Source organism: Pseudooceanicola marinus, assembly GCF_020177265.1.
GTDB classification, from domain to species: domain Bacteria; phylum Pseudomonadota; class Alphaproteobacteria; order Rhodobacterales; family Rhodobacteraceae; genus Pseudooceanicola; species Pseudooceanicola marinus_A.
This window is the reverse complement of the sequence record NZ_JAIVMC010000008.1, coordinates 145,860-157,728: the sequence shown is the minus strand read 5'-3', so window position 1 is coordinate 157,728 and position 11,869 is coordinate 145,860. Positions and strand designations below refer to the sequence as shown.

The window sequence follows — 11,869 nt, the reverse complement described above, 5'->3', positions numbered from 1 at the left end:
GCGCCTCGCTTTGGCCTATTCCACGGGGGGATGCCAGAGCGGATGCGGCACCGGGTCCTTGGCGCGGCGGAAGTGGCGGCGGAAGACCTCGGCGTAGCTGCCATAGCGGTAGGCCTCATTCCGGCGCAGGTAGTGATCGCGCCGCGCGGCATAAAGCGCGGGCAGATCGTACCAGGGGCGATTGGGGTGCATGTGATGGACCACATGCAGGTTGTTGTTCAGGAACAGCCAGGCCAGCGGGCCGCGATCCTCGATGATGACGGTGCGGGCCCGCGGGCGTTCATGGCTCTGATGTTCCAGGAAGGTGCGGATCTTCAGCAGGGAATGGGACAGGTAGGTGCCCAGCATGAAGGCCCAGAGCGGGATCGCCGCCACCTCGGCCAGCCACCAGACGACCAGCGCCAGCGCCGGGATGTGCCACAGCCAGCCGCGCAGGACCTGCGGATCGCGCAGGGCGCTGCGCGCCTCGGCGGCCAGCCAGGACAGGGTGCCGATCGCCGGGCCCAGCAGGATCCGTCCCAGCAGCGTGTTGTTCACCCGCAGGAAGGTCTGGCGCCAGCGCGGCAATCGGGCCCAGGCCGTCGGGTCCATGAAATTGCTTTCGGGATCGTCATAGGGATCGGTCAGGATCTCGTCCCGGTGGTGGGCCAGGTGCGTCGCCTTGAAGCGCAGGTAGGGCACGGTGATCGACAGCGCCGGAAAGACGGTGGCGGCATTGGCGACGGGATTGCGGAAGGGATGGCCGTGCAGCACCTCGTGGCTGAGGGAGGAATGCAGCGCCGCCGAAACGGCCAGCAGGGCGATCGCAGGCCAGAGTGCCAGGTCGGCCAGCCAGGTGGTCGCCAGGCCCCAGCCCGCATAGCACAGCACCAGCAGTGCCAGGGTGGGCCATTCGACGGCGCGGCGGGGCTCAGCCATCCAGCCGCCCCCAGCGAACCCGCGCCCAGATCCGTTCATAGCCCATGTAGCACAGCAGCCCCAGTGCGGCATTCACCAACGCCATGGCCCCGCCTAGCTGCGCCGAACCGGTGAACATCAGCCCCACGAGGCTCATCATCAGGAGGCCAAGCAGCGTCCAGAGCACGGCTTTGACCAGGCTGCGTTGCGGTGTTTCCATCTGTCCCTCGCTTTCGCGACGAAGGTAGGGGCAGCCAGGACGGGGCGAAATTCCGTATCCTGTTAACAGATTTCCCGATATGTGATTTAATTCACAGGATGATGGATAAAGTTGACAAACGTGACCGTGCCGAACAGTTTCGCCAGCGCCTGAAAGAGGCGATGGCGCGCCGTGGCACGAGCCAGAGCGCGCTGGCCCGCCGTGTCGGGGTGGATCGGTCGACCATCTCGCAGCTGCTGTCGGGCGACAGCCCGCGCCTGCCGAACGCGCAGGTGGTAGCGGAATGCGCAGCGGCGCTCGGGGTGTCCGCCGATTGGTTGCTGGCCCTGACGGAGCGGCCCGAAACGGCAGCCGACCTTCTGGCCAGTTCCGCCCGCATGTCGGAAGCCGCCCGCGCCCTGATCGACGAACAGATCTTCACCTGGCACCAGGAGGCCGCGGGCTACAAGATCCGCCACGTGCCCGCCGCCCTGCCCGACATGCTGAAGACGACCGCCCTGCTGGAATGGGAATATTCCCCGCACCTGGGGCGCACCACACAACAGGCCATCGGCGCATCAGAAGACCGGCTGGCCTGGATGCGCAATTCCACCTCGGATTACGAGATCGCGCTGCCCCGGCATGAGATGATCGCCTTCGCCACCGCCACTGGCTACTACGCCGATCTGCCGGCCGATATCCGTGCCGATCAACTTGACCGTTTCGCGGATCTGCTGGAGGGGTTCTACCCCCGGATGCGCCTCTACCTGTTCGACGCGCGGCAGCTGTTTTCGGCCCCGGTGACGATCTTCGGCCCGCTGCTGGCCGTGCTCTACCTCGGGCAGAACTACATTGCCTTCCGCGATCGCGAACGAGTGCAGGCGATCACCGATCACTTCGACCACCTGCTGCGAGAGGCCTGCGTGTCGTCACGCGATTTGCCTGGCTATCTGCGAGAGCTGAAGGACTGGGTCTAGGCGGCAGCACCCCTGCGAGAACGCGACCACCCCAAAGGATAAACCTTCAATATCATAAGACTGACGACCGGACCTCATCCACGGATCAGGTCCGGCCGATCCCGATCTTTCGGATCAGTAAGGCATCGGATGCGCGCGATGCACCGCGTCGAGATCCGCGATGACCTCCTCCGACAGTTCCAGATCCAGGCCGTCGAGGATACGCTCCAGCTGTTCCATCGTGGTCGCGCCGAAGATGACGGAGGCGTTGAAGGGACGTTGCGCGGCCCAGGCCAGGCACATCGACACCATGTCGAGGTCATGCTTGAAGGCCACGTCGAGGTAATCGTCCACCGCCGGGAAGACCCGTTTGCTTGCCCGCCCGCCCAGGTCGCCGTTCAGCGACATGCGCGATCCGGGCGGCTTCGCCCGGCCCTGGTACTTGCCCGTCAGCAGCCCGGCGCCCAAGGGCGAATAGGCCATCAGGCCGACGTCTTCCAGCATGCAAAGCTCGGCCAGATCGGTGTCGAACAACCGGCAGAGCAGCGAATATTCGTTCTGGATCGTCGCCGCGCGCGGCCCGTGGCCTTCCTCGGCCAGGCGCAGCCACTGGGCCATGCCCCAGGCGGTTTCATTGCTCAGCCCGAAGGCGCGGATCGTGCCGCGTTTCTGTTCCTTTTCAAGGGCGTGCAGGCACTCCTGCATGTTGTCCACCACCTCCGCCCGGTCCATGCCGGTGGGATCATAGGACCAGTTCTTGCGGAAATGGTAGGAGCCGCGGTTGGGCCAGTGAAACTGGTAGAGGTCGATGTAGTCGGTCTTCAGCCGGCGCAGCGATCCCTCGATGGCCTCGGCAATCGTGTCGGGCGTCAGGGGCGCGCCGTCGCGCGCCATCTTGCTGCCCTCGCCGATCGCCTTGGTGGCGATTACCATGTCCCCGCGATGGCCCCGGCTTTTCTCCAGCCAGAGGCCGATGATCCGTTCGGTCCGGCCGATGGTTTCCTCCCGCACGGGATTCACCGGGTACATCTCGGCGGTGTCGATGAAATCGATGCCGCGGGCCAGCGCCGCGTCGATCTGCTTGTGCGCCTCCCGGCTGGGGGTCTGGTTGCCCCAGGTCATCGACCCCAGGCAATATTCCGACACCTCGATCCCGGTGCGGCCAAGCTTGTTCCTGCGCATATCTGGTCCCGTCTTCGCCGTTTGAAATTCAGTACGGCCAGAGGGTTACCATTTTGCTTCGGGGTGCAAGGGGAGTTGCCGCAATTTTTCCTTCCCCGCCAACCGACGCGCCGCGCGGCACAAAATCGCCGCGCCGATGTCGCGAACGGACGGGTGGCGCGGTGCGCCGGGGCGCAGGAAGGGGCATGCGACTCGTCCTCGGCCTCTCGGCCCTCTTCCTCTCCGTCATCCTTCTGCAACTTTCGGCCGGCGGCGTGGGTCCGCTGGATGCGCTGTCGGGGATCGAGCTGGGCTTCACCCGGGGGCAGATCGGCCTGTTGGGATCGGCGCATTTCCTGGGCTTCTTCGTTGGATGCTGGGGCGCGCCGCGCCTGCTGGGCCGGGTGGGCCACGCGCGCAGCTTCGCCGCCTTCACCGCCCTGGGCGCCATCGGGTTGATGGGCCACATGATGGTGGTCGACCCCTGGGCCTGGGCGGGGATGCGCGTGGCCAGCGGCATCTGCGTCGCCGGCTGCTACACGGTGGTCGAAGGCTGGCTGATGGCGCGGCTGGAGAACGCCGACCGGGGACGCATCACCAGCCTTTACCGCATTGCGGACATGTCGGCCTCGCTGGTGGCGCAGCTGATGATCGGGATCCTGGCGCCCGCCGCCTATGTTTCCTACAACCTGCTCGCCATCCTGTGCTGCGCAGCCCTGCTGCCCCTGGCGCTGAGCAAGGCGCCGCAGCCCGCGCTGACCGCCGCCCCGCGCCTGCGCCCACTGCTGGCCTGGCGCCGGTCCCCCCTGGCCGCCGTCGCGGTGATCGTATCGGCCCTGTCGGCGGCGACCTTCCGGATGATCGGCCCCGTCTACGGGCAGGAGATCGGCCTCAGCACGCCACAGATCGCCTGGTTCCTGGCGCTGTTCATCCTGGGCGGCGCGCTGGTGCAGTATCCCATCGGCTGGCTGGCGGACAAGTTCGACCGGCGCCGGGTGCTGATCGGGATCTCGCTGGCGGCCATCTGTTCCTGCGTGGCCTCGGGCCTGACCATCGACGGGCCACGAGCGGCGATGATCAACGGGTTCCTCTTCGGCGTGACCACCTACCCGGTCTATTCCGTGGCCCTGGCCCACGCCCATGATTTCGCTGCCAGCGATGAACGGGCGGAACTGTCGGCGGCGCTGCTGTTCTACTATGCCATCGGCGCCATCGGCGCGCCCTGGATCGCGGCGCAGCTGATCGAGGGTTTCGGCCCGGCGGCGATCTACGCCATGGTCGCGCTTGGCCATGCGGCGCTGATCGCCTTCGGCCTCCTGCGCATGCAGGCCCGCCCGGCCCCGGATCAGCGCACCGCCTATATCTACGCACCGCGCACCACCTTCGTCGTGGGCCGGCTGCTCCGCGGACTCCGGGAACGGAACTGACAGCCGCCCCTGCCCCACATCCCGTCCGCCAGCGCCCCTGCGGACGGGCTGTGCACCGTCGCACACCATATCGGGGTGCATTCGGCCGACCCGCAATTATCTCTATTGGTATAGACATTTACCTTTGAGGAAAGGGCATCTCCCATGGACCTTCGTTTCAGCGACAAGACAATCATCGTCACCGGCGGCGCCTCCGGCATCGGCGCTGCCATCTCGGAAGAGCTGGCGCGGTCTGGCGCCACGGTCATCGTGGCCGATCTGAACCTCGACGGCGCCCAGGCCCAGGTCGACAAGATCGAGGCCGAGGGTGGCCGCGCCCTGCCCTTCGCCGCCGACGTCTCGGACAGCGACGCGGTGAAGGCCTTGGTGGACTTCGCCGTCGAGAAAACCGGCGGCCTCTACGGGTTGGTCAACAACGCCGGCATCGGCGGCCCGGCGGCATCCACGGGCGACTACCCGCTGGACGACTGGCGCAAGGTGGTGGACATCGACCTGACCGGCACCTTCTACGGCATCCGCCACGCGGTGCCGGTGATGAAATCCGCCGGCGGCGGCGCCATCGTCAACATCGCCTCGATGCTGGGCGCCGTGGGCATTCCCGGGTCCTCGGCCTATGTTGCCTCCAAGCACGGGGTGGTCGGGCTGACCAAGAACGCCGCGCTGGAACATGCCGCGGACGGCATCCGCGTGAACGCGGTCGGCCCGGGCTTCATCGACACGCCGATCCTCGACGCCAACCTGGATGCCGAGGCCAAGCAGGGCCTGGCCGACATGACGCCGATGAAACGCCTCGGCCGCCCGGAGGAGGTCGCCGCTCTGGTGACCTTCCTGCTGTCTGAAAGGGCCGGGTTCGTCACCGGATCGTTCCACCTGGTCGACGGCGCCTATACCGCCCAGTGACCGACGCGGGGCGGGGCCGAATGGCCCCGCCCCCATTCCTGCTTATCCTCTGCCAATGGCAGAATCATGCCATACCCTTCCGTTTTGACCTGAATCATTCCGCACCGTGCGGTTCAGTCCTATCCCTTGGGCATACGTGCTTTTGCACGCCCCATTCGGACCAAGGGAGGTCTCTCATGGACCTGACATTCACCGACAAGACCATCATCGTCACCGGCGGCGCCTCGGGCATTGGCGCCGCGGTCTGCGAGGAACTGGCGGCCTCGGGCAGCACGGTCGTCGTCGCCGACCTGCACGAAGCGCCGGCCCAGGACCTGGCGGACAAGATCACGGCTGCGGGCGGCAAGGCCTACGCCTTCGCGCTGGACGTGGCCGATCCCGACCAGGTGAAGGCCATGGTGGATTTCGCCGTCGAAAAGACCGGCAGCCTCTATGGCATCGTCAACAACGCCGGGATCGGCGGGCCGCAGGCCCCCACGGGCGAGTATCCGATCGACGGCTGGCAGCAGGTGATCGGCATCAACCTGAACGGCGTCTTCTACGGGATGCGCTATGCAATTCCCGCCATCAAGGCCTCGGGCGGCGGGTCGATCGTCAACATGGCCTCGATCCTGGGCTCGGTCGGCACCCCCTTGTCGCCCGCCTATGTGGCGGCCAAACACGGCGTCGTCGGCATGACCAAGGCCGCCGCCATCGCCCACGCCCAGGAAGGTGTGCGCGTCAACGCGGTCGGCCCCGGCTACATCAAGACGCCGCTGCTGGACGACAACCTGGACGCCGAAACGATGGAGATGCTGGCGGGCATGCACCCGGTCGGCCGGTTGGGCAAACCGGAAGAGGTCGCTTCGCTGGTCCTCTACCTCCTGTCGGAACAGGCCAGCTTCGTCACCGGGTCCTACCACCTCGTCGACGGCGCCTATACCGCGCAATGACCTGAGCGGGGCGCGTCGGCCAAGGCGCGCCGGGGCTCTGCCCCCTTGCCTGCGGCCTCCCTCGGGAGATTTTAACCAAGAAGAAGAGCTGCCGGGGCCTCGGCGGCTCTTTTTATTCGGGGCCGTGCGGGCTATGAGGCAGGTCAGACCTGAACGGGACCAGTTACGCAAGGAGGCGTCCATGGCGCGGCATCTCATCACCTCGGCCATCCCCTACATCAACGGGATCAAGCACCTGGGCAACCTGGTCGGCAGCCAGCTGCCCGCCGACCTCTTCGCCCGCTACCAGCGGGGGCGCGGCCACGAGGTGCTGTTCCTATGTGCCACCGACGAACATGGCACCCCGGCCGAACTGGCCGCCGCCAAGGCCGGCCAGCCGGTCGCCGAGTACTGCGCCGAGATGCACGAGGTGCAGGCGAAGATCGCGCAAGGCTTCCGCCTCAGCTTCGACCATTTCGGCCGCTCCTCCTCGCCGCAGAACCAGAAGCTGACCCAGCATTTCGCCGGCGTCCTGGCTGACCGGGGGCTGATCCGTGAGGTGTCGGAAACGCAGATGTATTCGCCCACCGATGGCCGCTACCTGCCCGACCGCTACATCGAGGGCACCTGCCCGAACTGCGGTTTCGAAAGTGCCCGCGGCGACCAGTGCGACAACTGCACCAAGCAGCTGGACCCGGTCGACCTGATCAATCCGCATTCCACCATCTCGGGCGCCACCGACCTGGAGATGCGCGAGACGAAGCACCTCTACCTGCGTCAGTCGACCATGAAGGACGAGCTGGAGAAGTGGATCGACACCCGCGAAGGCTGGCCCGTGTTGACCACCTCGATCGCCAAGAAATGGCTGAACGATGGCGACGGGTTGCAGGACCGGGGCATCACCCGCGACCTCGACTGGGGCGTGCCGGTAAAGAAGGGTGACGAGGACTGGCCAGGCATGGAGGGTAAGGTCTTCTACGTCTGGTTCGACGCGCCGATCGAGTATATCGCCTGCGCCCAGGAATGGGTCGATGCCGGCAAGGGGGACGACTGGTCCCGCTGGTGGCGCACCGATGCGGGCGCCGAGGATGTGACCTACACCCAGTTCATGGGCAAGGATAACGTGCCCTTCCACACGCTCAGCTTCCCCGCCACGATCCTGGGCTCGGGCGAACCGTGGAAGCTGGTCGATTACATCAAGTCCTTCAACTACCTGAACTACGAGGGCGGCCAATTCTCCACCTCGCGCGGGCGCGGCGTCTTCATGGATCAGGCGCTGGAGGTGCTGCCGTCGGACTACTGGCGCTGGTGGCTGTTGAGTCACGCACCCGAATCCTCGGACGCGGAATTCACCTGGGAGAATTTCCAGGCCTCGGTGAACAAGGACCTGGCCGACGTGCTGGGCAACTTCGTCAGCCGGGTGACCAAGTTCTGCCGCTCGAAGTTCGGCGAAGAAGTGCCCGCGGGCGGCACCTATGGCCCGGCCGAGGAGGCGCTGATTGCCGAGCTGACCGAGCGCCTGGCGGCCTACCAAGGCCACATGGATGCCATCGAGGTGCGCAAGGCGGCGGCAGAGCTGCGCGCGATCTGGGCGGCGGGCAACGAGTATCTGCAATCGGCCGCCCCCTGGGCCGCCTTCAAGGAAGATCCGGATCGCGCGGCGGCGATCGTGCGCCTGTCGCTGAACCTGATCCGCCTCTACGCTGTGCTGTCCGCGCCTTTCATCCCCGACACCTCGGAGGTGCTGAAAGAGGCGCTGAAACTGGACAACCTGGACTGGCCCGACGATCTGCCCGAGGCGCTGAATGCCCTGGCGCCGGGGGCGGCCTTCACCGTGCCGGAGAACCTCTTCCGCAAGATCGCGGACGAGGAACGCGAGGACTGGCAGACCCGGTTCAGCGGCACGCGCGGCTGACCGCAGCACCGCTTATGCTTGAAAAGGGGTAGCCACGGCTGCCCCTTTTTCCTTGCGTGCCCCTCGCTGCCCTGAGGCACGGCCCCCTCGTCTTCACCCGGTCATCCGGGTCCCCTCCGCCGTCTCTTGCCAGGGACAGCCAGGGCTCCTCCCTTGCGCGTTTCAGCCAATTGCCGTCGGCCTCAGAACTCCTTCCAGCTCACCTCCCGGTCGGTGGACCGGCGGGCGGGCGTCTCGCCACCTGCCGCGGCCCGGACGCCTGGCTTGGCCGGGGCGCCTGCACCGTCGCGGCTGCGCCGACGCAGGCCAACCGGTGCCGGCGTATCGACGCGGAACCGGGCCGAAGCCTCGACCAGTGCATTCGCTTCTGAGGTCAGGGCATGGCTGGCCGCCGTGGTCTCCTCGAACATCGCCGCGTTCTGCTGGGTGACCTGATCCAGGTCGTTGACCGCCGCGTTGATCTCATTCAGCCCGGTGGCCTGTTCACGGGCCGAGGCGGCGATGGAGGCAACCCGTTTCGAGATATCGACAACCGAGGTCACGATTTCCCCAAGAGCCTCGCCGGTGCGGTCGACCAGATCGACGCCGGATTTCACGTGGCCGCCGGAGGCCGAGATCAATTGGTTGATCTCCCGGGCCGCCTCGGAGGAGCGTTGCGCCAGGGCGCGCACCTCGGTCGCCACGACGGCGAATCCACGCCCGGCGTCACCCGCGCGCGCCGCCTCGACGCCCGCATTCAGGGCCAGCAAGTTGGTCTGGAAGGCGATGTCGTCGATCACGCTGGTGATCTTGGAAATCTCCTTCGACGAAGACTTGATGGCATCCATCGCCTCGACCGCCTGACGCGCGACCGCGCCGCCTGTTTCCGCCTTGCCCTGAGCACTGGCAGCGATCTGGCTTGCCTCGTCGGCACCCGCCGCGGCGGATTTGACCGAGGCCGTCAGCTCGTCCAGCGCGGCCGCGGTCTGTTCCAGCGTAGCCGCCTGTTTCTCGGTCCGCTGGGCCAGGTCATCGGCAGCATTGCTGATCTCGCCAGCCTCGCCACTGATCGAGTTGGCGTTCTGCACCACTGCGCCCATGGCCTCATGCAGGGCTTCCACCGCCTGATTGAAGTTGCTGCGCAGCTGTTCGTACTCGGGCCGGAACGGCTGCCGGATGGAGGAGGTCAGATCACCGTCTGCCAGCTTTCGCAGCCCCACCTTGAGCGCGTCCACCACCAGTTGCTGCTGTTCCGAGGTCTCGCGCCGCTCCCGTTCGGCCTCGCGCATGGACACGTGGCTTTGCGTAATGTCCGAGCCGATGAACACCATGCGCTCGATCTCGCCGTTGCGGTCGATCAGGGGGCTGACGCTGCCCTCGACGTAGATCTCGCCCTGACCGCGGCCCAATTTAAACTTACCGCTCAGCGCCTCGCCCTTGTGCAATTTCTCGCGCGATTCGGCGCGTTCGGCCTCGGACACGCCGATGCGCTGCAGAAGATCCGGCCCGTGGGCCCCCTGCAAGTCGGCCAGAGCCAGGCCGCAGAGGTCCAGGAAGCGCGCATTGCAGCTGGTCAGCCTCTGCGCACTGTCGAGATCCACCCGCAATTGATGGCGGTCGATGGCCTTCAGCACCGCCTCGTTAAGCTTCTCGCTGGAGATGTCCTTCAGTTCGAGGACATAGCCGATCGTCGTCCCCTCGTCGTCATCGACCCGGTCGATATAGACCGAGATCAGCGCCTCGCCCCACCGAAGATCGAGCGTGCAGGGCACGGCCTTTTGCCCGTTGCGGATATCCGTCAGCGGTGCCCCCAGCCCCGGCAGGCGGCCGGCGGGATGTTCGGCCAGCTTGGCCGGGTCGAAACCGGGCCAGCTGTTACGGATCGCGGCGGCACAGGAGGTCAGCAGGCGTTCGCAGGCCGGGTTGGCAAAGGCGATGGCCTGATCATTGTCCAGCAGGATCAGTGCCGAGCCGGAGTTGCTGACCCCCGCACTCTTGAAGGCATTCTCCGTCTGAGTGGCCCGGGCCGCGCGCAGGTTGTCGCGGAACCGCTCCAGCCGACGCGCGATGCGCCCGATCTCGTCGCCTCGGGTGCCACCGGACACCTGGACGTCCAGATCCCCCATGGCGACCTGGTTCATCTGGTCCGCCACCCTCTGCAACGGACGCGACAGATTGCGATAGAACAGCACCGCCGCCAGCAGAAGGGCCATGGCGAAGACAGCCAGGGAGAAGATGACCGAGCTCAGAACCTCGCGCATGGCCTGGGCAATGCGGGGTTCGGCCGTCCATTGGGTGACGAGAACCCCGACAGGCGCCCCCTGACCGCCATAAAGCGCCGGGTAGGCCCAAAGGCCGGCCGCTCCATCGGCCAGCGACGTGCCCTCCTCCATGGCGGCGCGGCCTAGCGCGGTTGCCGCCTCAATGTCGAACCCGCCTCCCCCGACCGAAGCGAGAGGCGTGCCATCGGCCCGCAACGCGAGGGCACCCAGCACATCCTCTCCCAGGTTCGCGGCAAAGTCATCAAGCACGGGTTGCGCCGCCTCGGGGCGATCGAACTTGATCGCGCCCGCCAGACCGGCGCTCATCCCCTTCGTCGCCTCGACCGCACGGATGCCGGTCCAGTCGCGAATGCTCTGGGTCAGCTGGCGCATCCCCATCAGCTGGGAGGTCAGCACCACCAGCAGGATGCACAGGGCCACGATCGCCGTGGCCCGGAAGAAAGAGGTCCGGTGGAAGGCGATTGGCTGCGGCGTTGCCGGCCCGGCACCTGCGGGGTCGTGTTTGCGGCCTGTCATGCTGTCCAGCTCCGTTGGCGGTCGGCGCCGCGTTTCAGTACAGAAGCTCTGCGTTCAGACCGACGGTCACGGCGCCGATCACCTCCTTGCTGTCGGGGTCCAGCACCGAGATGGACACCTGCCCCTGATAGCTTTGGGTGGATTCATCCAGTTCCACGTCGCCCACATGCACGGCTCCGGGTCCGACCAGGTAGGTTTCCTGGAACTTCGCCTCGTCCCCCTGCCAGTAGTCGGAGGTCGGCCCGGTGGCAGCCACGTTCAGCCCGTGGGCATCCATCAGGAATATCTCGGTGATGGCGCCCACCGAGTCCGCCATCTGCGCGCTGAGATAGGCCGAGGCCGGGTTGTTCAGCACCGCGTCCACCAACGGCTGGTCGCCGCTGCCGACCTCGGCCTGCCACTGGGCATCCAGCGCGTCGATCTCCGCCTGGGTGATATCGGGATGTGCGGCGTTCTGCGCCCGGATCGCGTCGATCACGGTCGCGTCGAAGACCCACAGCAGGACCTCGCTTTCGAGGTAGTCGCGCATGGACGCCTCGTAGGGGTTGGCCTGGGCGGCAGGCACGGCGGTCGTGGCGGCAAGCGCCAGCGCAAGGGTGGCATGGAGGGCGTTCATCGGCTTTCCCCGGTCTGGTTGGAATTGCCGGCGGACCTTGGAACAAAAGACTTGCCGGGGCCTTAATGCCCACGCGGTCCTGCCCGGACCTGCCCCTTTGGTTTAGCTAA

General features: G+C 66.5%; 10 protein-coding genes. 5 read left to right on the top strand and 5 right to left on the bottom strand.

The window, feature by feature from the left end:
* Nucleotides 1-15: 15 nt before the first annotated feature.
* Nucleotides 16-918, bottom strand: coding sequence for a fatty acid desaturase (locus LC066_RS14880; RefSeq protein WP_224900567.1), 903 nt, complete (start codon nucleotides 916-918; stop codon nucleotides 16-18).
* Nucleotides 911-1,117, bottom strand: coding sequence for a DUF2061 domain-containing protein (locus tag LC066_RS14875; protein ID WP_222478563.1), 207 nt, complete (start codon nucleotides 1,115-1,117; stop codon nucleotides 911-913). Before LC066_RS14875 ends, LC066_RS14880 begins: the two co-directional genes overlap by 8 nt.
* A gap of 98 nt (nucleotides 1,118-1,215) precedes the next feature.
* Between LC066_RS14875 and LC066_RS14870 the strand changes: the two genes are divergently transcribed.
* Complete coding sequence (locus LC066_RS14870) at nucleotides 1,216-2,073, top strand: helix-turn-helix domain-containing protein (protein WP_224900565.1); 858 nt, start codon at nucleotides 1,216-1,218, stop codon at nucleotides 2,071-2,073.
* Nucleotides 2,074-2,187: 114 nt separating this feature from the next.
* On the opposite strand, the gene LC066_RS14865 is transcribed toward LC066_RS14870, so the two are convergent.
* Nucleotides 2,188-3,234, bottom strand: a complete 1,047-nt coding sequence (locus LC066_RS14865) for an aldo/keto reductase (RefSeq protein WP_222478567.1) — start codon at nucleotides 3,232-3,234, stop codon at nucleotides 2,188-2,190.
* 185 nt (nucleotides 3,235-3,419) lie between these two features.
* Between LC066_RS14865 and LC066_RS14860 the strand changes: the two genes are divergently transcribed.
* The 4 genes from LC066_RS14860 to metG all read left to right on the top strand — a co-directional run bounded on the left by LC066_RS14860 (nucleotide 3,420) and on the right by metG (nucleotide 8,366).
* Nucleotides 3,420-4,640: an MFS transporter gene (locus LC066_RS14860; protein ID WP_224900563.1), complete on the top strand. Its 1,221-nt coding sequence runs from the start codon at nucleotides 3,420-3,422 to the stop codon at nucleotides 4,638-4,640.
* 144 nt (nucleotides 4,641-4,784) lie between these two features.
* Nucleotides 4,785-5,540, top strand: coding sequence for an SDR family NAD(P)-dependent oxidoreductase (locus tag LC066_RS14855; protein ID WP_222478572.1), 756 nt, complete (start codon nucleotides 4,785-4,787; stop codon nucleotides 5,538-5,540).
* A gap of 176 nt (nucleotides 5,541-5,716) precedes the next feature.
* Nucleotides 5,717-6,472 carry an SDR family NAD(P)-dependent oxidoreductase gene (locus LC066_RS14850; protein ID WP_224900560.1) on the top strand — a complete coding sequence of 252 codons (756 nt, stop codon included), beginning with the start codon at nucleotides 5,717-5,719 and terminating at the stop codon, nucleotides 6,470-6,472.
* Nucleotides 6,473-6,653: 181 nt separating this feature from the next.
* Nucleotides 6,654-8,366 carry a methionine--tRNA ligase gene (gene metG / locus LC066_RS14845; protein ID WP_224900556.1) on the top strand — a complete coding sequence of 571 codons (1,713 nt, stop codon included), beginning with the start codon at nucleotides 6,654-6,656 and terminating at the stop codon, nucleotides 8,364-8,366.
* A 182-nt stretch (nucleotides 8,367-8,548) separates the two neighbouring features.
* Here the strand turns inward: metG and LC066_RS14840 are convergent, their stop codons facing one another.
* Both LC066_RS14840 and LC066_RS14835 read right to left on the bottom strand, forming a co-directional pair.
* A complete protein-coding gene (locus LC066_RS14840; RefSeq protein ID WP_224900553.1) occupies nucleotides 8,549-11,143 on the bottom strand; it encodes a methyl-accepting chemotaxis protein in 2,595 nt (864 codons plus the stop codon).
* A 34-nt stretch (nucleotides 11,144-11,177) separates the two neighbouring features.
* Nucleotides 11,178-11,759 (bottom strand): hypothetical protein, encoded by a 582-nt coding sequence (locus LC066_RS14835; protein ID WP_224900548.1) that lies wholly within the window; start codon nucleotides 11,757-11,759, stop codon nucleotides 11,178-11,180.
* Nucleotides 11,760-11,869: the final 110 nt, after the last annotated feature.